23 protein-coding genes are annotated in these 25,159 nt (G+C 61.3%); 17 read left to right on the forward strand and 6 right to left on the reverse strand.

Annotation, left to right across the window (positions count from 1 at the left end):
• Positions 1 to 34 precede the first annotated feature (34 nt).
• Together TU74_RS14565 and TU74_RS14570 are read right to left on the reverse strand one after the other, a co-directional pair.
• The gene (locus TU74_RS14565) at positions 35 to 841 is read right to left on the reverse strand and encodes an MOSC domain-containing protein (protein WP_048376918.1); all 807 of its coding nucleotides are present in this window, start codon (positions 839 to 841) and stop codon (positions 35 to 37) included.
• Positions 842 to 902: 61 nt separating this feature from the next.
• The gene (locus TU74_RS14570) at positions 903 to 1,838 is read right to left on the reverse strand and encodes a chemotaxis protein CheV (RefSeq protein WP_047274015.1); all 936 of its coding nucleotides are present in this window, start codon (positions 1,836 to 1,838) and stop codon (positions 903 to 905) included.
• Positions 1,839 to 2,442: 604 nt separating this feature from the next.
• Between TU74_RS14570 and TU74_RS14575 the strand changes: the two genes are divergently transcribed.
• The 3 genes from TU74_RS14575 to TU74_RS14585 all read left to right on the forward strand — a co-directional run bounded on the left by TU74_RS14575 (position 2,443) and on the right by TU74_RS14585 (position 4,831).
• Entirely contained in the window at positions 2,443 to 2,871 is a 429-nt protein-coding gene (locus TU74_RS14575) for a hypothetical protein (protein ID WP_048376919.1), read from the forward strand.
• Positions 2,872 to 3,284: 413 nt separating this feature from the next.
• Complete coding sequence (locus TU74_RS14580) at positions 3,285 to 4,175, forward strand: sensor histidine kinase (protein ID WP_048376920.1); 891 nt, start codon at positions 3,285 to 3,287, stop codon at positions 4,173 to 4,175.
• Positions 4,172 to 4,831 (forward strand): response regulator, encoded by a 660-nt coding sequence (locus TU74_RS14585; protein ID WP_047274009.1) that lies wholly within the window; start codon positions 4,172 to 4,174, stop codon positions 4,829 to 4,831. Before TU74_RS14580 ends, TU74_RS14585 begins: the two co-directional genes overlap by 4 nt.
• Here the strand turns inward: TU74_RS14585 and yegS are convergent.
• Positions 4,815 to 5,714: a lipid kinase YegS gene (gene yegS / locus TU74_RS14590; RefSeq protein WP_047274007.1), complete on the reverse strand. Its 900-nt coding sequence runs from the start codon at positions 5,712 to 5,714 to the stop codon at positions 4,815 to 4,817. The genes TU74_RS14585 and yegS overlap by 17 nt on opposite strands.
• A gap of 416 nt (positions 5,715 to 6,130) precedes the next feature.
• Here yegS and TU74_RS14595 point away from each other — a divergent pair, with 416 nt between their 5' ends.
• From TU74_RS14595 to TU74_RS14650, 12 genes are all read left to right on the forward strand, one after another.
• Positions 6,131 to 7,567, forward strand: coding sequence for an undecaprenyl-phosphate glucose phosphotransferase (locus tag TU74_RS14595; protein ID WP_048376921.1), 1,437 nt, complete (start codon positions 6,131 to 6,133; stop codon positions 7,565 to 7,567).
• Positions 7,568 to 9,025 carry a mannose-1-phosphate guanylyltransferase/mannose-6-phosphate isomerase gene (locus TU74_RS14600; protein WP_048376922.1) on the forward strand — a complete coding sequence of 486 codons (1,458 nt, stop codon included), beginning with the start codon at positions 7,568 to 7,570 and terminating at the stop codon, positions 9,023 to 9,025. It begins immediately after the preceding gene.
• A 67-nt stretch (positions 9,026 to 9,092) separates the two neighbouring features.
• The gene (locus tag TU74_RS14605) at positions 9,093 to 9,869 is read left to right on the forward strand and encodes a polysaccharide biosynthesis/export family protein (protein ID WP_047274001.1); all 777 of its coding nucleotides are present in this window, start codon (positions 9,093 to 9,095) and stop codon (positions 9,867 to 9,869) included.
• A gap of 19 nt (positions 9,870 to 9,888) precedes the next feature.
• Complete coding sequence (locus TU74_RS14610) at positions 9,889 to 11,883, forward strand: GumC family protein (RefSeq protein WP_048376923.1); 1,995 nt, start codon at positions 9,889 to 9,891, stop codon at positions 11,881 to 11,883.
• Positions 11,883 to 13,073, forward strand: a complete 1,191-nt coding sequence (locus TU74_RS14615; RefSeq protein ID WP_048376924.1) for a glycosyltransferase — start codon at positions 11,883 to 11,885, stop codon at positions 13,071 to 13,073. The genes TU74_RS14610 and TU74_RS14615 overlap by 1 nt, the downstream gene beginning before the upstream one ends.
• Positions 13,063 to 14,391 carry a cellulase family glycosylhydrolase gene (locus tag TU74_RS14620; protein WP_048376925.1) on the forward strand — a complete coding sequence of 443 codons (1,329 nt, stop codon included), beginning with the start codon at positions 13,063 to 13,065 and terminating at the stop codon, positions 14,389 to 14,391. The genes TU74_RS14615 and TU74_RS14620 overlap by 11 nt, the downstream gene beginning before the upstream one ends.
• Positions 14,388 to 15,605 (forward strand): glycosyltransferase family 4 protein, encoded by a 1,218-nt coding sequence (locus TU74_RS14625; RefSeq protein ID WP_048376948.1) that lies wholly within the window; start codon positions 14,388 to 14,390, stop codon positions 15,603 to 15,605. Before TU74_RS14620 ends, TU74_RS14625 begins: the two co-directional genes overlap by 4 nt.
• On the forward strand, positions 15,596 to 16,696 hold the full coding sequence (locus TU74_RS14630; protein ID WP_048376926.1) for a glycosyltransferase family 4 protein: 1,101 nt from the start codon (positions 15,596 to 15,598) through the stop codon (positions 16,694 to 16,696). The genes TU74_RS14625 and TU74_RS14630 overlap by 10 nt, the downstream gene beginning before the upstream one ends.
• Entirely contained in the window at positions 16,696 to 18,090 is a 1,395-nt protein-coding gene (locus tag TU74_RS14635; RefSeq protein ID WP_048376927.1) for an O-antigen ligase family protein, read from the forward strand. The genes TU74_RS14630 and TU74_RS14635 overlap by 1 nt, the downstream gene beginning before the upstream one ends.
• The gene (locus TU74_RS14640) at positions 18,087 to 18,908 is read left to right on the forward strand and encodes an acyltransferase (RefSeq protein WP_048376928.1); all 822 of its coding nucleotides are present in this window, start codon (positions 18,087 to 18,089) and stop codon (positions 18,906 to 18,908) included. The genes TU74_RS14635 and TU74_RS14640 overlap by 4 nt, the downstream gene beginning before the upstream one ends.
• Positions 18,909 to 18,917: 9 nt before the next feature.
• Entirely contained in the window at positions 18,918 to 20,342 is a 1,425-nt protein-coding gene (locus TU74_RS14645) for a lipid II flippase MurJ (protein WP_048376929.1), read from the forward strand.
• Complete coding sequence (locus TU74_RS14650; protein ID WP_048376930.1) at positions 20,339 to 21,268, forward strand: glycosyltransferase family 2 protein; 930 nt, start codon at positions 20,339 to 20,341, stop codon at positions 21,266 to 21,268. The genes TU74_RS14645 and TU74_RS14650 overlap by 4 nt, the downstream gene beginning before the upstream one ends.
• A gap of 59 nt (positions 21,269 to 21,327) precedes the next feature.
• On the opposite strand, the gene TU74_RS14655 is transcribed toward TU74_RS14650, so the two are convergent.
• Both TU74_RS14655 and moaB read right to left on the reverse strand, forming a co-directional pair.
• Entirely contained in the window at positions 21,328 to 22,554 is a 1,227-nt protein-coding gene (locus TU74_RS14655; protein WP_048376931.1) for a molybdopterin molybdotransferase MoeA, read from the reverse strand.
• Positions 22,538 to 23,077, reverse strand: a complete 540-nt coding sequence (moaB, locus tag TU74_RS14660) for a molybdenum cofactor biosynthesis protein B (RefSeq protein WP_047273979.1) — start codon at positions 23,075 to 23,077, stop codon at positions 22,538 to 22,540. The genes TU74_RS14655 and moaB overlap by 17 nt, the downstream gene beginning before the upstream one ends.
• Before the next feature lie 79 nt (positions 23,078 to 23,156).
• On the opposite strand from moaB, the gene mobA reads away from it, so the two are divergent.
• Entirely contained in the window at positions 23,157 to 23,726 is a 570-nt protein-coding gene (gene mobA, locus TU74_RS14665; RefSeq protein WP_048376932.1) for a molybdenum cofactor guanylyltransferase MobA, read from the forward strand.
• 103 nt (positions 23,727 to 23,829) lie between these two features.
• Complete coding sequence (locus TU74_RS14670; RefSeq protein ID WP_047273975.1) at positions 23,830 to 24,051, forward strand: YgdI/YgdR family lipoprotein; 222 nt, start codon at positions 23,830 to 23,832, stop codon at positions 24,049 to 24,051.
• A gap of 73 nt (positions 24,052 to 24,124) precedes the next feature.
• Here TU74_RS14670 and TU74_RS14675 read toward each other — a convergent pair whose 3' ends face one another.
• On the reverse strand, positions 24,125 to 25,015 hold the full coding sequence (locus tag TU74_RS14675) for an RluA family pseudouridine synthase (protein WP_048376933.1): 891 nt from the start codon (positions 25,013 to 25,015) through the stop codon (positions 24,125 to 24,127).
• Positions 25,016 to 25,159: the final 144 nt, after the last annotated feature.

Consider the following 25,159-nt stretch of genomic DNA (forward strand, 5'->3'; position numbering starts at 1 on the left):
CTGCAGGAGCGAGCGCACCTGCAGGGGCAACGCGTTATTCCAGCACAGTCACCGGCATGCCGACTTCCAGCAGGCCGTGGCTGTCGTTCACCAGGTTCTGCCCGAACATCGTGCCGCCTTCCTGCTTGCGGTAGCTCATCAGGGTCTTCAAGGGTTCACGCTGGGTGTCACGCTCGCCGGTGTGCGGATCAATGGTGGTGAGGATGCAACGCGAGCATGACTTCACCACGCGAAACTCCACCTCGCCAATACGCACACGCTTCCAGCCATCTTCGGCAAACGCTGCACTGCCGGAGACCACGAGGTTGGGACGAAATCGCAGCATCTCGAAAGGTCGACCGACCTTGTCTGAAATGTCGTCGAGCGATGCCTGACCAATGAGCAACAACGGGTAACCATCGGCGAACGCCACTTTGTCATCATCGCGGCCATAACCGGCTTCGGTGGTCCGCGCCCGCTCCAGCGGCACATGCACCAGCCTCACGCTCTGGTTGATAAAGTGGCTCAACCACTGCGCCGCCTCATCGCCTGCATCGGGCACACGCAACGTGTCGCGCCAAATGGTCACACCGCGCAGGTCACTGTCGGCCTGAGGCAACGGCACGTCCAGCGCCTCAAAACCTTCGGTCGTCAGCGTCAGGCCGCCATTGGCATTCCACAAGGCCGAGAGTTGGCTCATCTGCGGGTGGGAGCGCTGGGTCAAAAAGCGCCCGGAAGCTTCATCCACCAGCATCCAGCGTCGATCACCCTCCACACCCAGTTTGTCCAGGCGCACCTGAGACAAGCTTTCGCCTTTGCCGGACTTGAGCGGGAATCGGTATATCGAACTTAGCTGCAGCATGAATCAGCTCCCTGCGGATTAAAAACGCCACAGTATACGAGCCGATCCTGCGTGCAAAGAATCAGGCGGGCACTTGATCCAGCATCAGACGCTGACGGACCACATCCACCAGTTTGTCCGGCTGGAATTTGGACAGGAAATTGTCACAGCCCACCTTCTTGACCATGGATTCGTTGAAGCTGCCCGACAGCGAGGTGTGCAGCACCACGTATAGACCGCGCAGGCGCGGATCGTTACGAATCTCAGTGGTCAGGCGATAGCCATCCATCTCGGGCATTTCAGCATCGGTGAAGATCATCAACAGCTTGTCGGTCATGACCTGCCCGGCATCTGCCCAACCCTTGAGCATGTTCAGTGCCTTGAGGCCATCGCTGGCCACGTGCATCTTGACCCCCAACTGCGAAAGGGTTTCGCGCAATTGAGACAGGGCGACTTTGGAGTCATCGACCAGCAGCACTTCGCGGCCCCGCGCATGCTCCAGGATCGGGTCTTCGAGCTTCTCGCGCGAGACCTTGGCGCTGTACGGCACGATCTCCGCCAGCACTTTCTCAACGTCAATGATCTCGACCAGTTGCTCATCGACCTTACTGATGGCGGTCAGGTAATGCTGACGCCCGGCGCTGGTGGGCGGAGGCAGGATGGCTTCCCAGTTCATGTTGACGATGCGGTCGACCCCGCCCACCAGAAACGCCTGAACCGAGCGGTTGTACTCGGTCACGATGATCGTACTGTCAGGGCCGGGCACCAGAGGCCGCATACCGATGGCCTGCGACAAATCAATCACGGGCAGGGTCTGGCCACGCAGATTCACCACACCACACACAAACGGGTGTCGCTGCGGCATCAGGGTCAATTTGGGTAATTGCAGAACCTCTTGCACCTTGAACACGTTGATCGCGAACAGCTGCCGACCCGCCAGACGGAACATGAGAATTTCCAGTCGGTTTTCACCGACCAACTGGGTGCGCTGGTCTACCGTGTCGAGAATGCCGGCCATGAATAACTCCTGGGCGTGGGGGCTGAGTGTGTGGGGTCTGTTTGCGTTTGTTCGCAGCGGCGACGAACACCCGCCCTGCGCCATGCCTGGCTAAATGTGACCCAGCGACGCTGGCTTACATTGAAACAGGAACAGACCCTAGCCTTATCGGCAGCAAAATCAGGACCTTGACCCCCTGCGCCAAACCGCCACACAAAGTGCTGGCACTTTAACATCATCCAGTGCCATTATTGCTGCCTGCGCTTGACCCGAGCCCCCTCACCTTTCTCCCTCGCGGGCCCCTCCTAAGGGATTCCCTGAGCAGCACTCAGGAAGGCCCTGATATTCGTGCTATTCGATTGCCATTATTGTGACCCCCTTCGCATTATATGAATCACGGCAGGAACTTTTTATTACTGAAACAGCGCTGTCTTGTGCCGTGAGGTGCATATCTGCGCACCGTGCTTTTTAAAACTTACGAAGCGAACACATCCACTGCTGACACCCAAAAAGTTGCACTTAAAGTCACCCAAAACGCTGATCCAGTTGCCATGCTCATGGGTGGCTTTTGCACGATGAGCCCGGACATTTACTTAAAAGGCGTTCCAGAAGAGTGAGAATAAGCATGTTCAATGGCAATGACCGGCCATTAGCGCTAGCCGACTTTTTAATCGAAGCTCAGGTGTTATTGACCACCGCAGAAGAATGCCTGACTCACTTGCGACTGATTCACCACGACGACGACGCGATCGACTGCATGGTCAAGACCCTCTCCAGGCTGGAGAAACGCGCCAAAGCGTTGACCATCACGCCCATTGCAGGCTTTTGCCAAACCCTGCGCAGCTTGCTCAGGCAGGCAAGAAACCTGGGCGCCCTGCACGAACCAACGGTCGAGATCCTGAAGGACTGCTTCAGTCTGCTGGCCTGGCAGGTTGAGTTGATAGACCCCCACACGGGCCAACTGACCCTCGATGACAGTGAACAAAAGCTGCTGATTACCTCTTTCACCGAACAGATCGAAGCCATGCAAACGGCTCCGCCGCCCCTCGGCTAGCCTCGTCCGCCGCCTTCTCCCGGTCTATTTATTCAACGCCCGGCAGAAAGACAGCGTGCGGTGAATACATCATATGTCGATCATCTTGTAAGTTAATTCGCATATCAGACTATAGGCGCCGTTCAGGTGTTTGCAGTTAAGCGCCAACTAAGCTATCGACTTATTTCCTATTTAAGCGCGCACGCAAAACCTGTAATACGCCAACTAACACCGCTGTGCAGGGCGCCATTTAAATTGCGTCAAAGGCGACCCGCTTTAAATGAAGTGATACCATGCGCGCCGATCGTTGAGCCGGACGTCTGTGTCGCAGATCCGTTCAGGCTTCGCATCAACCATGAACGTTGATCCCGTTAACTCTTTACCTGCCAGCCATCTGCCAGGTCCTTCAGCGAACACCTTTGGCTCCACACGCTATGCACGCCAGTCTCAAGTCATTCAAGCCTTTGTGCCCAACGGGTAAAACCGCTCGCCGGCTGACGGCAGCGCTTTGTCTTTGCTCTGCACTTTCAAGCCTCATCGTCTACTGGACCTGCGACGCATTGCCCACCCCGTTGATGCTGCTCGACCTGACCGCCCTGGCCAGCGTCGGGTGGCTGCTGCGGGACTCGCGCCACGCCATCCAGCTGCAACCCAAAGAACTGGCGGCCCGCATGATCGAAGTGCAGGAAAACGAACGCCAGCACTTGAGCCGCGAACTGCATGACGACATTGGCCAATTGCTGACCGCCGCCACCCTGCAAACCCGCTGGCTGCAACGCCGGGTTCCCGACGACTTGCAAGCGCACTGCCTGAGCCTGTGCACGTTGCTGGAAGAAACCCTGGCCAAGGTGCGCGATGTGTCCGCGGCGTTCAATCCACGCCAGATTGCCAGTCTCGGTATCGAAGTCAGCCTGCGGGCACATTTGATCAAGACCCTCGAAAACGCTTCGCTGGGCTGGACCTTCGAGTGCCACCCGCGTTTGAGCGATATTCAGGAGGAGATGGCGGTGGTCATCTTTCGCGTCACCCAGGAGTCCGTCACCAATGTGCTGCGCCATGCCAGGGCCAGCAACCTGCTGGTGCAACTGCGGCGCCAGGCTGACGGCCTGCAGTTGAGCGTGCGCGATGATGGCGTCGGCTTTGTCCCCGCCAGCAACCCCGCAGCGGCCGGGCAACGCGGCATGGCCGGGATGCTGGAACGGGTCGCGCAACTCGGTGGCACCCTGCGCGTGATCAGCGAACCCGGCGCGGGCGCCCACATTGACGTGTTATTGCCCTGGCCCCGGCGCACGCGGCAACGGGCACAGCTGGGCCCAACCTCATGACCTGCAATCTGCTGCTGGTGGATGACCACCTGTTGATTCGCGCCGGGGTCAAGGCGCTGGTCAACGACTTGCCGGGCTACGCGGTGATTGGCGAAGTCGAGGATGGCGGGCAACTGGTGGAGGCCGCCGAGCGACTTCAGCCGGACATCATTCTGCTGGACTTGTCGATGCGCCATACCGGCGGCCTCGAAGCCCTGCGTCAACTCAAGGCGGTTCTGCCACACAGCAGCGTGCTGATCCTGTCGATGCACACCGACCCGCACCTGATCATGCAAACCCTGGAAAGCGGCGCCCACGGTTACCTGCTCAAGGACACCAGTGCCGTGGAACTCGAACAGGCGCTGGGCGCGCTGCGCAACAATGAGCGCTACCTGAGCCCGGCCATTGCCCATACCGTGATCAATCAGGCGCTCAACCGCGGCCCTGACCCGTGCGCGACCCAGGCCCGGCAGCACAACCTGACAGAGCGTCAACTGGAGATCCTGCGCCTGATCGTGCGCGGCAAGTCCACCCGCGAAATTGCCTGCGGCCTCGGCCTGAGCATCAAAACCGTCGAAACCCACCGCGCCCAGGTCATGAAGCGTTTGCAGATCCATGACGTGGCCGGGCTGGTGCTGTTTGCCGTACGCGAGCAAATCATCAGCCTTGATGACTGACCAGCGGCGAATCGTCGGGCAAATGCACCTGCAAAGCGCCCTGACGCACTGAGAACCGGCTCGCTTCCTGCGCCATCGGCTCGCCGTCGAGGTTAATCGACAGCCCTTGCGCCGACGTGATTTTCACCCATGGCAGGCGTGCCCGGACAAACAGGTTGTCCATGCCCCAGCCCCCTTCCATCAGGCCCTTGAGGGTGCCGACCACTTCCTGCGGTGCAGGCAAGATGCTGATGTCCAGCAAGCCATCATCGGCCACCGCCGAGGGGCACAACTCATGGCCGCCCCCGGCCTGACGACCATTCCCAATGCCCAGCGCCAACAGATCGCCTTTCCAGTGAAAATCGGGGCCTTGCAATTCAGCGTAGGCCGCGTGCAACTCACTGAAGCGTGACAGGCCGGTAAACAGATAAGCCGCCCCGCCCAGCACCTTTTTCAAGTCCTCGGACGTATTGGCCGTCACCTGACTGCCAAAGCCGCCCGTGGCCATGTTCAAGAACAGTTCGCCGTCAGCATCGCCCAGGTCAATGCGCCGGGTCGGGGCATCCAGCAGTGCCAGCGCGTGCAGTGGCTCCAGCGGTACGCCGGCAGCCCGCGCAAAATCGTTGGCAGTGCCCAAGGGCAGCAGCACCAGGCTCGCCTGCGCATCCGCTTTGGCCATCGCCTCGGCAATATCGCGCAGGGTGCCGTCTCCCCCTCCGGCAATCAGGTGGGTATACCCCGCGTCGAGCGCTTCGTGCACCAGACGCTGCGCATCCCCCGCTTCCCAGGTCAGCCGCACCGCCAGCTCCCAGCCTTGCGCCCGCTGGTGTTCAACAGCAGCCCGCACGTCTTCGTTGAGTGCCTGCTTGCCATGCAAGATTAAAAAGGCCTTTGCTGCGCTCATTCATCGTCCCTCAAACAGTGAGTCTGGTGGGTTGGACAACAGCCAGATGAAAACGGCCTGTTGTTTTTTTAAAAGCGCATCGGCCCGGTCTACACGGTTCAAAACACGATTGAAAAAACGGATCAAAAATTTGTATTCGCGACAATCTGTTTCATGTTCTTTACTACTGTTCATTCGCTGATAAAGCCCCGCCTGACGCCTGCCAAACGCCGAAATACAAGGGTTTCAGCTTTGTTGTCACACAAAAAACAATCGCGTCTACACTGCTGATCAGACGCAAAACACCAAGTAAAGAGTGATCAAAAACCACCGCAGATTCAGCGTCTGCTGGCTATCTGACGTAAAGCAGCATGGATGAATGGCATTGCTTTGCAGTCCGCGCCGTCGACAGGGGGCGCGATTAAGAAGGGATCCTTATGCGCTTGCAGCCCGTTGACAGCTTGTCCCTCACCCGCCCGAGCATGGTCGAGTACTTCTTGTTCGCCATTCGCGTGGTGCACGGCCTCACCGCCATCCTGCCCGGCCTGTTACTGCTGTTTTATTTGCGTGAGCAGCACCCGGAAACCACCAAAAGCTATTTCGCCGTGCTGATATTTTTCGGGGTGGTGAGCGTGCTGTTTTTCCAGGCGCTGGGGGTCTACGCCGAAAACATCTTCAGCAACCGCTGGCGCCTGCAACTCACCTTGTTCGCCTGGTCGGCGGCGTTTTGCCTGCTGTTGTTCATGCACCGCGCGCTGGACCTGTTCAACTACATCAGCAACGCCGAATTACTGGTGTGGTACCTCGGCAGCCTGCTGCTGTTCGGGGTCGAGCGGATGATTTTGCTGACCCTGTTCAAACGCCTGATGAGCCGCGGGATCTTCTTGCAACAGGCGGTCATTTTGGGTGCCACCGAAAACGGCGTGCGCCTGGCCGAATACCTGGCCCAGCATCAGGACATCCGCAGCGGGGTGATCGGTTTTATCGATGACCGCATGGCCCGCCTGCCCGACACCGTGGCCCACCTGCCGGTGCTCGGCAACACTCAGGACCTGGAAAAAATGATCCGCGAAGAGCGCGTCACGCAGATTCTGGTGGCGCTGCCCTGGTCGGCTGAAAACCGTCTGGATTACATCATCCGCAACCTGCGCAAGTTCCCGGTGAACGTACTGCTGGTGCCGGACATGATCGCCTTTCGGCATGCCCACAACCGCATCAGCGAAGTGGCCAACCTGCCGATGTTCAACGCCTCTGAAGTGCCCTTGCGCGGTTGGTCGCCGGTGTTCAAGCGCATTGAAGACATGGTGCTGTCGAGCGTCGCACTGATCCTGCTGTCGCCGGTCATGCTGCTGGTGGCGCTGGCGATCAAACTCGATTCGCCGGGCCCGGTGCTGTTCCGGCAAAAGCGTTATGGCTACAACAACCGGTTGATCGAAGTGTTCAAGTTTCGCTCGATGTACCAGAACCAGTCAGACTTCACCGCCGACAAACAAACCACCCGGGGCGACCCGCGAGTGACCCGGGTCGGGCGTTTTATCCGCAAAACCAGCCTTGATGAACTCCCGCAGCTGTTCAACGTCTTCGCCGGCAGCATGTCGATGGTGGGTCCGCGCCCGCACGCCACGGCCACCAAGGCCGCCGGCATTTTGTTCGAAGAAGCGGTGCAGGAATACACCGCGCGCCATCGGGTCAAGCCCGGCATCACCGGCTGGGCGCAGATCAACGGGTATCGCGGCGAAACCGACACCTTGGAAAAAATCGAAAAACGTGTCGAGTTCGACCTCGAATACATCGAAAACTGGTCGGTCTGGTTCGACCTGTACATTTTGTTCCGCACGGTTCCGGTGGTCATCCTGACAAAAGAGGCGTTTTGAATGAGCACACTCATTCCGTGCATTATCGCCGGCGGTGCTGGCACACGACTGTGGCCTGTTTCACGGGAGGCCATGCCCAAGCCGTTTATGCGCCTGCCGGACGGTGAAAGCCTGCTGCAAAAGACCTTCCGGCGCGCCACTGGCTTGCGCGATGTGGGCCAACTGCTGACCGTGACCAACCGCGAGGTGTTTTTTCGCACCCTCGACGACTACCGGCAACTGAACAAAGGGGGCGTCGAATTGGACTTCATCCTCGAACCCTTTGGCCGCAACACTGCCCCCGCCATTGCCGCCGCAACCCTGCACGTGGCACAGCGCTATGGCGAAGACGCGCAATTGCTGGTACTGCCTGCCGACCACCTGATTAAAGACATCGAGGCGTTCGCCAAGGCCGTCGACAATGCTCGCCAATTGGCCGATGAAGGCTGGCTGGTAACGTTTGGCATCGTGCCAACCAAGGCAGAAACCGGCTTCGGCTACATCGAAAAAGGCCCTGCGCTGAGCAGCGAAGCCTATGAAGTGGCCCGCTTCGTGGAGAAACCCGATGCCGCCACCGCGCAGCAGTATCTGGACGGCGGTTTGCACCTGTGGAATGGCGGCATGTTCTGCATGCGCGTCGACAGTGTGCTGCGTGAGTTCAAGGCCTACGCCCCCGACGTACTGACGGCGGTCAGCCATTGCCTGGAACACAGCCAGGTGTTTCAGGGCAAACAGGAAATCCACCTCGAACTGGACAGCACCACCTTCGCCCTGGCCCCGGACATTTCCATCGATTACGCGTTGATGGAGCGCTCGAAAAAGGTCGCCGTGGTGCCCTGCAATTTGGGCTGGAGTGACATCGGCTCGTGGGAAGCGGTGCGCGAACTCAGCCCGGCTGACGCCAATGGCAATCAGTGCAACGGCGAAAACGTGCTGCATGACGTACACAACTGCTACATCGATTCGCCCAAGCGTCTGGTGGGCGGGGTCGGGCTCAATGACCTGATCATCATTGACACCCCGGACGCCCTGCTGATCGCTGACGCCAAGCGCAGCCAGGACGTGAAATACATCGCCCAGACCCTCAAGCGCCAGGGCCATGACGCTTATCGCTTGCACCGCACCGTCACCCGGCCGTGGGGCACCTACACCGTGCTCGAAGAAGGCCGCCGCTTCAAAATCAAACGCATCGTGGTCAAGCCGCAGGGCACGTTGTCCCTGCAAATGCACCACCACCGCAGCGAACACTGGATCGTGGTCAGCGGCATGGCCAAGGTCACCAATGGCGACGATGAATTTCTGCTCGACACCAACGAGTCCACCTTCATCAAACCCGGCAAGACCCACCGTCTGGTCAACCCCGGGGTGGTTGACCTGGTGATGATCGAAGTGCAGAGCGGCGAATACCTGGGGGAAGACGACATCGTGCGTTTTACTGACATCTACGGACGTGTGCCGGTCGACGCCAGCAAAAACTGACTCAGGTTTTCCATTTGCCCAACACCCGCAAGGGAGCTGTGACCATGCATGCCAGGAAGCGCGAACAATGAAAAAAATCCTGTTGCTGTTGAGTGCCGTGTTGTTGAGTGCGTGCGGCTTGCCGTCCAAAGTGACACTGCCGGACGATGACGTCCTGCGCGAAGGCCACCGCGCCGGGCAAGCCCTGGCCGGAAAACCCTTACCCCTTGAACGCATCCGGGCAGGCGACACCTTGCGCATTGTGCGCAACACCGGTGAAGCGCCGTCGATCTCGGCATTCACTGCCAATTCGATCTACGAACTGACACTGTTCAACGTGCGCACCGACGGCACGTTTTCTTACCCCTACATCGGCAGCGTCAAGGCAGCGGGCTTGACCCCCGACCAACTGACGGCCGTGCTGGAGAAGAAGCTGACCCACGTCTATCAAGACCCGTCGCTGACCATCAACTTCTCGCAAACCCCGAGCAACACCGTGTACGTGGGCGGCGCGGTGCAAAACCCGGCCACCCTACAAGTCAACATCGCCACCACCCTGGAACAGGCCATCGTCGGCGCCGGGGGCGTGCTGCCCGTGGGCGACAGCAACAACGTGGCACTGCTGCGTCAGGAAGACGACGGACGCTACAACACGTATTTCTTCGATTACAAAAACTCCATCGCGCGGGGCAACAGCATGCAGGCACCGGTTTTGCTGCAGCGCGGCGACGTTGTGTTTGTGCCCAAGTCGTCAGTGGGCAATGGCATCGAGTGGGTCGACCTTTACCTCAACCAATTGATTCCGTTCACCAAGTCAATTGGCATCGGGGCGTCCTACGAACTGCGTAAAAACGACAATAACTAATCGCCAAAGGACTGCAGACATGATCAATATCCGTTCCTTCCGCGATGTGTTGCGCCTGTTCTTCATCTTCAAACGCGAAGTCAAAATCACCGTGCTGGTGACCTTCATCATCATCGTGCTCGGCGCGTTCCTGTTGCCCAACCGCTTTGAGTCCACGGCTTTACTGCTGGTCAAACCCGGCCGCGACACCAGCACCCTGCCGATCGAAATTGCCGACCGCCAGGCGGTGGTCATCCCCAGCGCCATGCGCGACCCGATCATCGACGAAGAACGCATCCTTACTGGCCGCCCGATCGTGCGCAAGGTGGCCGAAAAGTACCTCGATGACCTCTCACGGCAGCCACAGCCCACCGGCCCCATGGCGACGATCAAAAACGCCCTGAAAGCCACTGTGCAAGGGCTGGTCGACATCGGTCGCGGTTTTCTGCAAATGCTCGGGCTGGTGGAAAAGCAAACCCCGGTCGAGCGTCTGGCTGACCAGTTGAGCAAAAATTTCAGCGTCACCCACGCCCCCGGCTCGTCGGTCATGGAGGTCAGCTTTACCTGGAATGACCCCAAGGTCGCCCAGCAGGTGGTGAAATCGTGGATCGACCAATACGAGCAGGAACGCACCTCGACCATGGGCCGCAAGAGCCTCTACGGCTTCTACGAAACCGAAGCGGCCGCCACCCAGGCACGCATTCTCGATTACCAGCGCCAGATCGAAAAAATCCTTAACCAGCTGGGCGCCGTCAGCATCGATGAACGCCTGAGCGACATCGCCCGCAACCTTAATAACCTCAAGGGCGAACACCTCAACACCACCCGCGCCGTGGCCTCCACCCAAAGCGGCCTGGAGACGATTCAGGCGCAGCTCGACAGCATGAAAAAAGAGATCAGCATCGGCCGCCAAATCAGCATTAACCCGGACCGCCAGGACTTGGCCCAACGCATCAACGCCAAGCTGATCGAACGCCAGGAAATGACCCGCACCTTCAAGGAGACCGCCCCGCCGGTCAAAGCGCTGGACGCGGCCATCGCCAACCTGCAAGCACTGCTCAACAAAGAAAAAGCGGTGGTGCAACGCAGTGAAAACCTCGCCCCCAACCCGGTCTTTACGCGCTTGCAAAACAGCTTCGCCGATCAGCAGGCCAGCCTGAGCCGCCTTAAAACCCAGGCGGCCCAGCAAAAAGTGCAGCTTGAAAAACTGGAACAGGACCGCCGCGAAGCGCTGGCGCTTGAGCCTGAGCTGTCGCGCTTGCAACGCGAGCTGGCCGCCGCCGAAAAAAGTTTCGCGCTCTACAGCGACAGCACTGAAAAAGCACGCATTGACCGTGAACTGGACAAGAGCCGCATCAGCAACATCGCCGTGATCGAACAAGCCACGCTCAACCCCAACCGTGTCTTTCCCAAGAGCCTGTTGATGCTGTTTCTGGCCCTCCCGATCAGCCTCGCGGTCGGCCTGCTGGCGCTGTATTTCTTCTACTTGCTGGATCAACGCATTCACGACGGCGACCACATCGAAGAGCGCTTCGGGGTCAAGGTCTGGACCAGCCTGCAAGACCTCAGCGACAACCAGCCCCAGCGCCGCAGCGCCTTCACCGCCAGCATGTACCGGCTGTATGGCGTGCTGCCGCTGGAGCAAGTGGCCGAGCGCGGGCTCAGCATCGGCCTGACCTCGGCGCGCCGGGGCGAAGGCGTGAGCTTTGTGATTGAGCACCTGCGCCAGTTGCTGCAAGAGCGCGGCCATCAGGTGCGCGTCGAAGGCACCGGCCCTGCGGCGCCGGGGGAAATCCTGCTGCTCAACGCGTCGGGGTTCTTCTCCAATCAGGAAGCCTTCGTGATTCTGCGCCAGGCCGACTTGATCTGCCTGATCGTGGAGGCCGAAAAAACCACCGTGCCGATCCTGCAAACCGCCCTCAACACCTTGAACACCGCGTTCAAGCGCGTGGACGGCATCATCATCAACCGCCGTCGTTTCGACATCCCGGAAAAGGTGTTGAACTTTCTGGCGCGGATACGGGGTAAAGCCTGATGCACATCGCCCTGCTGGCGCCTTTGGCGCCCGAACAAAACGGTATTGCCGACTACGCAGGGCACCTCAAGGCCGCCCTGTTGAGTCAAGGCGTTGAAGTGAGCACGCCGCTGGCCGGGATCGGCAACGACCCCGAACGCGCCCTGCAACGGGTGGCCAGCACTGACTGGCGCGGCATCGATCTGGTACATGCCGAGCTGGGTGGCGGGCGCCTGGCAGAGTTCCACGCCCTGCGTGCCTTGCGCGAACGCTTCCCCACACTGCCGCTGACGGCCACCGTGCATGACCCGGAGCGTCTGGTCTGGCGTCGCGCCCGGCTGCCATGGCCGTTATCACTGGCCAGCCGCCTGCCGTCACCGCTGCCGCAAATGGCCACCGTACTGGCCGACCCGTTGTGTCTGTATGAAGAACGGCAACTGGGCCGCAGCCTGACGCGCCTGGTCACCCTCACGCAGTCGGGCAGCGACTGCCTGAAACAGCGCATGGGCCTGCGCAACGAGCAAATGGTGGTCATTGCCCATGGCAACTTGCTGATCCCGCCTGCGCCACTGCCTGATCTCAACCCGCTGAAGCTGTTGTATTTCGGCTTTATTTATCGCGGCAAGGGCATTGAGGATTTGCTCGAAGCCCTGGCCATGACCTTCATGCACAAGCCCGAACTCAAGCAACAACTGACCCTGACCCTGGCCGGGGGCAGTGAACCCGAAATGGCCTTCGAGTCGGGCGGCAGTTACCTGCACCTGTTGCGCCAGCGCATCGAGCAATTGGGCCTGGAAAACAGTATCGCCTGGCGCCTCGACCTGCCAGCCAGCGACATTGCGACGGTCATTCAGGACCATCACGTGATGGTCCTGCCCTACCGTGAGTCAAGCAAACTCAAGCTGTTGGGCCAATTGCGCGGCACCAGCGGGGCGCTGTCATGGGCCGCGGCCTGCGGGCGCGGGGTGATTACCTCGGACGCCCGTTCATTTGCCGAGGAAGTCGACCACGGCAACGGGGTGATTTACCCCCAAGGCAACGTCGCCGCGCTGGCCGCCGAGCTGGGCCATTTATGTGCCGACCCGTTGATGGCGGTACGCTGGGCCGAGCACGCCCAACAGATTGGCCAAGAACGCGTCTGGAGCGAAACCGCCGAGCGTTTTCACCAGATGTTCAAATCCGCCTGCTGGGGACGCACCCATGTGGCGTAAACCTGTGTTCTGGCTGCCCGCGCTGCTGATCGCCGTGATCGGGGCCAGCCTGTTGCCATGGAGCCCGCCCGTTGAAGCCCAGGGCACGACCTTGCGTGGGCCACGCCCGGTGGAATGGAAAGACTTTTTGGGGGTCAACGCGCAGTTTCAGTACTTCCCGCAGCCGGTGTATGAAAAACAGATGCAGCGCCTCGATGAGCTGGGGCTGGACTGGGTGCGCCTGACGATCCACTGGGCGATGATCGAACCCGAAGAAAACCAGCTGCAACTGGCGCCGCTGGATAGCGTGATGCAAGCCATCCGCGCTCACCAGTTCAACACCTTGGCCTACCTGGTCGGCTCAGCGCCGTTCGCCAGCAGCGTGCCCCCCGGCGAGCCCACCACCGACCTCTACCCGCCGAGGGATTTTTCCGTGTTTGCCCGGCGCATGCTGATGCTGGCGCAACGCTACCCGAACGTGAACGTCTGGCAAGTCTGGAACGAGCCCAACATCATGTGGCTGCCCCAGGCTGACCCGGCCGAGTATTACCGCCTGCTGACCACCACCGCCAAGGCGATCCGCGACGTGCGGCCCGAGCAAAAAGTCGCCACCGCCGGGATGGCGTATTACAGCCAGATGCCTAAGCAAGCGGGCCTGATGCTGGAAAAAATGCTCGAACAAGGCTTGGCCCAGCAAAACCTGATCACGGCCTACCACCCCTATTCGCAGTACCCGGAGGGCGATACCCCCGCCGACAATGACTTCCTGACCCGCGCCAACTTCCTCAACAGCGCCTTGCACGCTAAAGGCATTGCCCAGGTGTGGGCCACGGAATGGGGCTGGTCGAGCTACAACGGCCCGCAAGAAATGCAACTGCTGATCGGGGTCGATGGCCAGTCCGATTACACCTTGCGGCGGCTGGCGCTGATGAGCGCGATGGATTTTCAGCGGATCTTTTTGTTCAACCTCAGCGACCTCGACAGCCGCGCCAGCCCGCGTGACCAGTACTACGGCTTGCTGGACCTGCAAGGCAATCCAAAGCCCGTGTATGAGGCGTTGCAGAACTTCTTCAAGGTCACCGGCCCGCGTCTGGACCCGGCCGACGCGCCGCAAGTCGAGGGCGCGCCCAACGACCTGTACAGCATTGGCTGGACCCGGGACGACGGCAAACGCCTGTGGATGTTCTGGAGCGCCAGCGGCGATCAGGTGCAGTTGCCGGGCGTGACCCGGGCCACCCTGTACAACCCGCACACGGGCACTGAAACCCCGTTGAGCGACGCGACGGCGATCAGCGTGCCGCTCACATCCAGTTTGCAACTGTTGGTATGGACGCCATGAAAATACTCTGGACCCTGCCCTATCTTCCCTGGCCAACCACCAGTGGCGGCAAGACACGCCAATACCATTTGCTGCGCAGCCTGGCCGCGCGCGGGCACCGGATCACCTTGCTGGTGCAATCTAAAACCGCCCTCGACGCCGCCACCCGCGCGGCCCTTGAGCCGTTTCTCGAGCGCTTGATCGTGCTCAGGCGTCGTCCCTTACGCAGCTTTAAAACCCTGCTGGCCGTGGCCTTGGCGCCCTACCCGATGCTGGCCGGCATCAACGGCGTGACGGCCCCGCTGGAACAGCAAGTGGGGCAACTGTTGCAAGAGCCGTGGGACGTCATCCAAATCGAACACAGCTACAGTTTTCAGCCGTTCGAACGTGCGCTGGCGGCCGCCGGACGCGACTTTATTCTCACCGAACACAATGTCGAATCCGCCCTCGGGGCCGCCAGCTACGACCGTTTGCCGGGCTGGCTCAAGCCGTTTACCTCCTATGACCAGTGGCGCTACCGGCGCTGGGAAAAACGCGTGTTCGGGCTGGCCAAAGAACTGATCGCGGTCACCGAACAGGACGCACAGGTGATGCGCCAACTGACCCGCACGCCGGTGTCGGTGGTGGTCAATGGTGTCGACAGCGGGCATTACGCCCAGGTGCAACCGAACCTGCACAGCCAGCGCCTGCTGTTTGTCGGCAATTACGAATACCACCCCAACGTCGATGCCGTGGAATGGGCGCTGGACAGCATCCTGCCGCAACTGTGGGCGCTCAACCCGCACGTGCGTTTTGCCGTTTGCGGCTTTGGCCTGCCTGACCGCTGGCGTCAGCGCTGGACCGACCCGCGCATTGAATGGCAAGGCTTTGTCCCGGACTTGCGCGATTTACAGCGGCAGGCCGCCGTCTTTTTTGCCCCGTTACGCCAGGGCGGCGGCTCCAAGCTCAAAGTGCTCGAAGCCATGGCCGCCGGTTTGCCGGTGGTGACCACCGGGCAAGGCAGCTCGGGGTTGAAGGTCATCAACGGCGAGCACTATCTGGGCAGCGAACACCCGCAAGAATTGGCCCAACTGTTGAATACGGCACTGAGCGATCCCGCCCTGCTGCAACGTATTGGCGAGGCCGGACGCGCTTACGTCAGGGCCGAGCATGATTGGGCGGTGGCCGCGGCCCAGCTGGAACAGGTTTACACCCGTCTTCCCTCCTTAAAAGAAGAAGTCAGCGTATGCGCATAGGTCTGGATTACCGCCCCGCCGCGGGCTATGGCAACAGTGGCATTGGGCGTCAGGCGCTGGCGCTGGAAGCGGCGTTGCGCGCACACCCCGAGGTGCAATTGCAGTTGTTCGGCGTCGCCCCAGAAGATCACCCGCTGCGCCGCCGCGTGCATTGCCCGCGCTGGGGGGCGCCGCTGCAAAGCGTGCACCGGCTGCCCGGCCGGTTACGTTTTGAAGGCGGCTTCCTACCGGGCGCCCTGCGCGAAGCCGGGATTGAAATTCACATCTGCAACTTCAACATGGGCTTGCCCCTGGGCGCCAAACCCCACGGCATGCGCTATGTGCTGCAACTGCACGATTTGTTCCAGCTGACCCACATCAACCACCACGGCTCTCGTCTCAAAGAGAAGGTCTACCGCACCAGCGACCAACTCTCGATCGGGCATTCGATCAAGGTTGCGGACCGCATCTGGACGCCCTCGCAATACACCGCGGATGAAGTGGTCAAGCGCTTCCCCGGCGCCAAAGACAAAGTGCGGGTGCTGCCCAATCTGGTCAGCGGCTTTGTCGGTGAACCGGCCGATATCAGCGAACTCAACCTGCCTGCGCGCTATTGGCTGGCAGTCGGCACCCGCGAGCCGCGCAAGAACATTCCCTGGCTGGTGGAGGCCTGGCAGGCAGCGCGTCAGCGCTCGCAACAGGTGCCGGAGCTGGTGCTGGTCGGCGCTCGGGAACACCTGCCTGAGCCCTTGCAGTCATTAGCCGGCCTGCATTTTTTAAGCGACCTGACCGACGCCCAACTGCACGCGGTGTACCAACACGCCGAACGCCTGTGGCAGCCCTCTTATGCCGAAGGGTTCGGCCTGCCGGTAATTGAAGCGTTGAGTGTCGGCACCTCGGTGGCCGTGGCCAGCGGCTCGGCACTGGATGAGATCACCCCGGCGCAGAGCCCTCGCTTCTCCCCCACTGACACCCAGGCCCTCACCGGGTTGATGGTGAGCCTGGCCAGTCAGGCCCCGGAAGACCCGCAGCAGATGAAAGCCTGGGCCGGCCGTTACGCGGACGAGGCTTACCGCGAGCGTCTTTATGCGCTGCTGGAGGAGCTTCGCTAATGCCTTTGGCGCTTCCGCTGGCGTTGATATTCAGCCTGCTGTTCGGGCTGATGGCCTGGGTGCTGCCGCCGCTCAGCGTGATCGTGTTGATGGTCGGCATCGCGGGGGTGGTGACGGTGCTGCGCCATCCGCTGTGGGGGCTGCTGCTGTTTGGCGTGCTCGCGACGTTTTTACCCTACACCACGGTCAATATCGGCTTTCGCACCACGGTGTCGGAGCTGCTGATCCTGCTGGTGTGGGGCAGCGTGCTGGTGCAAAAGCTGCTCAATAACCTGCCTCCCGCCCCCACACTGCTGCGCACCGAACGCTGGGTCTTGGTGTTGATGCTGTTCAGTGCCTTGCCGTTTCTGGTCGGCCAGTGGATGGTCAGCGCTGAAGGCAACGGGCCGGTCAATTGGGTGCGCTGGCTGCTGAACCTGTCGGTGCTGTTTTTGGTGCCACGGCTGCTGGAGACACCCAAAGCCCGCGAGCAGATGGTGATCGCATTGCTGCTCGGCACGTTATTGCTGTTGCTACTATCGATCCCGGTGTACCTGCGGGACCGTTCTGCCAGCGGCATTACCTCGATCCTCGGCCACTTGGGCTATGGCGGGGTGAGCATGCTCGACGACCGCTTGCAGTCCTTTACCACGCGCATGAGTTCGCCGTGGATGCACCCCAACGTGACGGGCGGCGCCATGGCCTTGTTGGTGCCGTTGGCCCTGTGCTTCGGGTTTACCCGGCGTGGCTGGCACAGGCTGCTGGGGGTCAGTGTCGGCCTGCTGGGGGTGCTTGCGCTGGCCATGACCGGCTCGCGCGGGGCGTTGATCAGCATGATGGTGGTGCTGATCTGGTGCGCCAGCCAACGCGTCCCCTACACCGGGCGCATGCTGCTGGCCGGGGTCGCAGCGGTGGTGGTGCTGTTGCTGGTGTACCCGCCGTTGCAAGAACGCCTGGCCGCCATTTTCTCCACGGCCGACACCGGCAGCACCAGTGTGCGCCTGGATGAATACCGGGCATTTCCCAACGCCATCGCCGCCTTTCCGCTGGGCATCGGCTTCAAGGTGGAGGCCGGGCTGGCAGGCACGGGTTTGCTGGGTATTTCCAACCTGTTCCTGAACTTTATGTACAAGCTCGGCCTGCCCGGTATGTTGCTGTTCATCGCGGTGATCGCCAGTTGGTGGCGCAGCGTGCGCCCGCGGCACACGCCCATCGCCCTGACGGCCGACACTTCAATCTGGTTCGGCACCACCGTCGGCCTGCTGGCTGCGCTGGTCAGCGGCCTGTTCGATCACTATTTCAGCTTCACTCAGGTGTTGATCGCCTTGTTCTGGCTGATGCTCGGCTTGAGCCTGCATGAAGCCCGGCGCCTCACACACAATGCCCCGGCGCCTTTTTCAGGAGTTCGCCCATGAAGCACCGTCTCTTTCACTCGCGCAACCTGCGTCAGGCCTTGCCCGAGTACGCCGAAAAAATGGGGGTCAGCCTTGAAGATCTGACCAACGCCTACGACTGGATGCTGGCCAATGACGTGTGCTTCGAACAGCCACTCAAAGGCGACACGTTGTGCTTCATCAGCTACCTGAACATCGAGCCACGCATCGAACCGCCGCTGGCCCGACGGTTTTATGCGTTGCTGGGCCGCGAACTCAAAGGCGCGCTGATCCCGCTGTACGGCAAAAACTGGCCGACCTTGCGCGACCGCCTGCTGCGCGGGTGGGAGCTGGCCTACAACATTCTGATTTGCAAAATCCCCAGCCATACCGTGCGCCTGCTGTGGCTACGCGCGGGTGGGGCGAAAATCGGCAAAGGTTCGACGGTCTGGCGCAACACGGAAATCCTCGGCGTGGACAGCTTGCGCATCGGCGACGACAGCACCGTGGGCTGGCATTGCCAACTGGACGCACGGGGCGGACTGATTATTGGCAACCATGTGACCATCGCCTCGCACGTGCTGATTATTGCGGGCGGGCATGACGTGCAAGCGCCCGAGTTCTGGGCCATTGGCGGCCCGGTCTACATTCGCGACTATGCCTGGATTGCTAGCCGCGCCCTGCTCTCCTTCGGTGCCGACATCGGAGAAGGCGCCGTGGTGGGTGGCAACTGCGTGGTGTCCAAACCGGTGCCACCCTACGCCATCGTCGGTGGCCCCGATGCCACCATCAAAGGCGAACGCTGCCGCAACCTGAACTACAAAGTGGGCGGCAAAGGCCTGTTCACGTTGTTTCACTAGGGCCGGGCCATGTTCGGATCGACCCTGTGGCTGACCCTGGCAACCCTCACCGGACTCGCGGCGGGGTTCGCCCGCGAGTGGTTGTTGGTGGCCGCATGGGGCGCGGGCGGGCGCAGTGACGGTTTTCTGGTGGCCATGTTTCTGCCCGAAGCGTTGCGCATGGCGCTGGCCGCCGGCTTGTTGAGTGCCGCCGCCTTGCCGCTGTACCAACAACGCACGGCGCTGGAGCAACGTGCCTGGCTCGGCGCGTTGGCCCCGCGTTTGTTGCTGTGCGGCCTGCTGCTGAGCGGGATTCTGGGGGTGGGTTCGCTGCTGTGGGTGCGCTTGATCGGCCCCGGCCTCGACAATCAGGGCTATGAACTGGCCAGCCACAGTTTGCGCATTTTGGCGTGGTGCGCGCCGGGCTTTGTGCTGCACGGCTTGTTTTGCGTGCCCTTGCAAGCCCGTTCGCGGTTCGTGCTGGCCGGGCTCGGATCGCTGCTGTTCAACCTGCCGCCGGTGATCTATCTGGCCTTCTTCAAGCACCAGTCCACCGCCGAGGGGCTGGCCAGCGCCTGCGTACTGGGCAGTGTGCTGATGCCGTCGGTGATGCTCCTGCCGCTGTACCGCGACGGCTGGAAACCCTGGCAGATGCAGGCCGCGCCCGGTGCCAGTCGCGAACTGCTGCAACGCATCGGCCCCTTGTTGAGCAGTAACCTGGCCAGTCAGGGGCTGGCCTTGCTGGAGCGGATGGTCGCATCGCTGCTGGGCGAAGGTTCGGTCACGTGGATCAACCTGGCGCGCAAGCTGATCAACCTGCCGCTGATTGCACTCATGAGTCTCAACCAGGTGTTACTGGGCCTGATGAGCGGCAGCTCGGGCGAGCAACGCCTGGGCCTGCTGCGCAAGGGGCTGGCCAGCGCCACCTTGTTGACCGTGCCCGCCGTGGCCGGACTGATTGGCGCGGCCGGCGCGCTGGTGCACCTGCTGCTGCCCAATCAAGCGGCCGACAGCCCCTTGCCCGAGTTGCTGGCGTGGTTTTCGGTGCCTTTGATGTTCGGCGCATGGAACGCTCTGCTCGCCCGTTATGCCTACGCGGCCGGTGATACGCGCCTGCCGCTGACCTGCGAGTTGATCGGCAGCCTCTTCAACGCGATCCTGCTGGCCGTGTTGCCCTGGTTTTTCGGCCTCATCGGGATCGCACTGGCGGCGGTGGGGGGCGTGGTGCTCACCGGCCTGCTGCTGATACGCCGTCAACACCTGCTGGCTGACGTGCCATGGCGCAGCCATTGGTTGCTCGGGCTGGGCATGATGCTGCTGTCGGCCGGGCTGTTGCACCCGTTGCAGTCCATCTGGCTGCAATTGGGCCTGAGCACGGCGTTCGGCGCGTTACTGATGCTGGCCCTGGCGCTGTGGTTACGCCCGTGGCGCACTGACAACCCGGAGGCCTCATGACTGAGCCGCTCACCATTGCCTGCATCATCCCGACTTACAACGGTCGTCAGGAGCTGGAGCGCCTGCTCGACTCGCTGGCGCGCCAGCGTATCGCGTTCGACACTTTCATCGTCGACTCCAGCTCCCGCGACGGCACCTTCGAACGGGCGCAGGCACGCTGCCCGAACGTGCTGCGCATCGACAGCAAGGACTTCAACCACGGTGGCACGCGGCAGATGATGGTCGAGCGCCACCCGGATTACGCGGTGTGCGTGTTCCTGACCCAGGATGCCTATCTGGAGGACCCTGACGCGCTGGCCGCCATCGTTCGCCCGTTCAGCGACCCGACGGTGGGCGCAGTGTGCGGGCGACAGTTACCCCACCTGGACGCCGTGCCACTGGCGCAACACGCGCGGCAGTTCAACTACCCGCCCCACTCGCAGCTCAAAAGCCTTGCCGATGCGCCGCAGCTGGGGATCAAGACCGCGTTCATGTCCAACTCGTTTTCCGCCTACCGGCGTGAAGCCTTGCTCGCAGTGGGTGGGTTTCCCAACCACGTGATCCTCTCGGAAGACATGTACGTTGCCGCCAAAATGCTGCTGGCGGGCTGGAAAGTCGCGTACGAGGGCCAGGCGTGCTGTCGGCACTCCCACAATTACTCGCTCAAGGAGGAGTTTCGCCGCTACTTCGACATCGGGGTTTTTCAGGCCCGCGAGCCCTGGATCAGGCAAGCGTTTGGCGGAGCCGGGGGTGAAGGGCTGCGCTACGTGAAATCCGAACTGCGGTTTTTAGGGCCGCGACGCGTGTTCAGTTGGCCGGGTTCGCTGCTGCGCAATGCGGTCAAACTGGGGGCCTACAAGCTCGGTCAGCAGGAGCGGCATTTACCCCCTCGCTGGAAGAAAAAACTCGGCATGTACCAGCGCTATTGGGACGGGCCGTTTGCCTGAATCGCGCGATGGCTGCGTCACTGGCAGCCATCGCGTGGTGCGTCAGCAGCTGCGCGGCGTTAGCCCAGCACTTCGCTCAACGGGATGAAACCCACTTCATCGCCCTGCGCCAGGGTACTGCCCTCGCGCACTTCCACCAGCCCTTCGGCCCACGCCGCGCTGCGCAGCACGCCCGAGCTTTGGTTCTTGTAGATAACCGCACGGCCCTGTTCCAGTCGCCCGCGCAAGTACTCGCGACGATTGCCCGGCTTGGCCCAGACGAACCCGGCCGGCACCTGAAAGGTCAGCGGTTCGACCGCCTGCACACCTTGACGGCGCAGCAGGTACGGCCGCGCCAGCAACGCAAAGGTCACCAGCGTCGAGGCCGGGTTACCCGGCAAACCGATGACCGGCACGCCACGGTAATGCCCGCACGTCAGCGGTTTACCGGGTTTGATCGCCAGCTTCCACAACGCCAGCTCACCGTCTTCACGCAGGGCAATCCCCAGGAAGTCAGCTTCACCGACGGACACCCCGCCCGTGGACAGAATCAAATCCACATCGCCCAATTCAACCAGGCGTTGGCGGGTGGCCGGCAAATCATCCGGCAAGATGCCCGCATCCAGCACCTCACACCCCAGACGGGTCAGCCAACTGCACAGCAACACGCGGTTGCTGTTGTAGATCTGGCCCGGCCCCAAGGGCTGCCCCGGCTCAATCAGTTCATCCCCGGTGGACAACACGGCCACGTGGACCCGCCGAATCACTTCAAGCGTGGCGCAGCCCAGCGACGCGGCCAGCCCTTGCTCAATCGGCCCCAGGCGCGTACCTGCGGCCAATACCACCTCACCGACCGTGGTTTCCTGCCCTTGTGGACGAATGTTCTGCTGGACGCGCAGCGACTGAGTGAACACCACCCGCCCATCAGCCTGCACCTGCGCGTTTTCCTGCATTTCGACGCAATCCGCCCCGGCAGGCACCGGGGCCCCAGTGAAGATCCGCGCACAGGTGCCGCGTGCCAGCGCCTCGGGCGCCTGCCCGGCAAAAATGCGCTGGCTGACGGGCAACGGCTCACCCGTCCAGTCAGCAAGGTGCAGTGCGTAACCGTCCATGGCGCTGTTCGGCCAGGGCGGCAGATCCAGGGTGGAGACCAGATCCTGCGCCAATACCCGCCCCTCGCAGGCGGCCAGTGGCAAGGTCTCGGTGTCGCGGATCGGCGCGGCTTCGGCCAGCGCCAGCAGGCGCGCAAGGGCCACTTCAACCGGCATCAATTCACCGGTGCGGCCCGGCTTACCCACGGGTTTCACAGGCCGCTGCCTGCTTCAGGTGCGCCACAAAATTGCAGGGGCGATGACGGGCGTCCAGTTGCTCGGCCAGAATCCCGTCCCAGCCCGTGCGCACGGCATTGGTCGAACCCGGCAGGCAGCACACCAGCGTGCCGTTGGCCAGACCGGCCAGGGCGCGCGATTGCACGGTCGAGGTGCCGATGTCGGCCACGGAAATCTGCCGGAACAACTCACCAAAACCGTCCACCTGTTTGTCCAGCAGGCAGCTCACGGCCTCGGGCGTGCTGTCGCGGGCCGTGAAACCGGTGCCGCCGGTCATCAGCACCACCTGCACGTCATCCTCGGCAATCCACTGCGCAACCTGAGCGCGGATTTTGTACAGGTCATCCTTGAGTAACACGCGCGCCGCCAATCGATGGCCCGCGTCAGTCAGGCGGTCGACAAACACCTGACCCGAGGTGTCGGTGTCGAGGGTGCGGGTATCGCTGACGGTCAGAACAGCGATGTTCAAAGGTACGAAAGGCGCATCAACCTTGGCTTTCATAGACGAGGTCCAGTTGTAGGAAGAACAGCCCGGTGTTATATCACAGCCCTTCTTTTGCCTGACTGCGCGGAGTCAATTCATGAACCGGTTCCCCTGCTCCATCCTGTTACTGGCGGGCGGACGCGGCCAGCGCATGGGCGGGCACGATAAAGGGCTGGTGCAGTGGCAGGGTCAGCCGCTGATTACCCATGCCGTGAACGTGGTACGGCCTTTCACCGATGACCTGATTATTTCCTGTAACCGCAACCGCGAGCGTTACGCGGCCTTGGCCGATCAATGGGTCAGCGATGGCAACGACGACTTCGAGGGGCCATTGGCCGGTATCCGCGCCGGGCTGGCGGCCGCACGGCATACCCATTTGCTGGTGCTGCCTTGTGACGTACCGCAGATCGACGCCGCACTGATCGCCCGGTTGCTCGACACCGCCGCTCAGCACCCTGCCCGACCGGTCATGGTGCGTCAGGGCGAACACTGGGAGCCGTTGCTCTGCGTGATCCCCGTGCAACACCGCGGCGTGTTTGATACGGCCTGGGAAAACGGCGAGCGCAGCCCGCGCAAAATCATGCTTGAGCTCAATGCACAGGCCTGCAAATGCGCCGACAATGATCCGCGGCTGCTCAACGTTAATACCCCGGATTTACTCAAATAAACGCAATAGCTATCCTTGCGCCACTCGTCAGGGAACTTGCAGACGATGTATACGTCTCAGGGTCAGTTACCTATAAAGCACATTCATTTGTTGGAGAAACACCATGACTCATCGGACTCTCGCCGCTCTCATGCTCACTGCTGGCCTGGCCGCCCTTGCTGGCTGTGCTTCGCCAACCGTGATCACGCTCAACGACGGTCGTGAAATCCAGGCAACCGACACGCCTAAGTACGATGAAGATTCGGGCTTCTACCAGTTCAAACAATTGGACGGTAAAGAAACCCGCATCAACAAAGATCAGGTGCGTACCGTTAAAGAGCTGTAAGTTTCATGCGTTAAAACAAAACCCGCCTGGTGCGGGTTTTGTTGTTTCTGGCTCGCCGTCGGTTGTGTGTTGCCTACCAGTCCAGCTTGATCCGGCTCTCGAAATAACGCGCCTGGCCTGTCACCGGATCGATAAAACGCAACGTTTTGGCCAGCAGTTTCAACGGATTGGCGTAGTCATCCACCGCATCCTTGATCACCTGCGGGTAAAACGGGTCGTTGCAAATCCCGGCCCCCAGCGCCGCCATGTGTACGCGCAATTGATGCTTCTTGCCGGTCACCGGCGATAACCCGTAACGCCACAGGTCGCCATTTTTCTCGATCACACTGACGTGGGTCTCGGTGTTGCTCAAACCCGGTCCTTCCTGCATGCGGAAGAACGGTTCGCCCTCGATCAAACGACTTTTATGCACGCGGGGGAGCGGCAGATCCGGCAACGCTGGCGCAATGGCTTCGTAGTGTTTGTCGATTTTGCGTGTCGGAAACAGCGACTGATACGCCGAGCGACTCGCCGGATTGGCCGAGAACAGCACCAGCCCGGCGGTGTGCCGGTCAATGCGGTGCAAGGGCACCAGATTCGGATTGCCCAAGGTGCGAATCAGCCGCCGCAGCAAGGTTTGCTCGACGTATTCACCTGCCGGGGTGACAGGCAAAAAGTGCGGTTTGTCGGCCACGACCAGATGCTCATCGGCATAGAGGATGGTCTCTTGCACAGGGATCGGCGTTTCGTTGGGCACTTCACGAAAATAGTGAATCCGCAGGCCTTCCTTATACGCCAGTTGCCCATCCACAGGCCGACCGTTGGCATCCAGCACCCGCCCACGGGCCATGCGGTCCAGCCACTGCTCACGGCTGATCGCACGAAAGTGATCACACAAACAATCCAGCACGGTCGACCATTCGCCCGGCGGCAGATACAGGGTGCTGGCTTGGTGCTCGGCGGCATTGAACGCGGGGGGCGACATAGTGAACTCGGCAGTGAAATGCAGCCGGGGATTATCGCCCACAGTCCCAGCCCAAGGAACCATCAATCGTCTGTTGCCCTATATATGTAGCCATTTTGCGCGCACACACCGGTACACACTGCTCACCTCTTAATCGCTTACCGG

The organism is Pseudomonas lundensis, from assembly GCF_001042985.1.
GTDB classification, from domain to species: Bacteria; Pseudomonadota; Gammaproteobacteria; order Pseudomonadales; family Pseudomonadaceae; genus Aquipseudomonas; species Aquipseudomonas lundensis.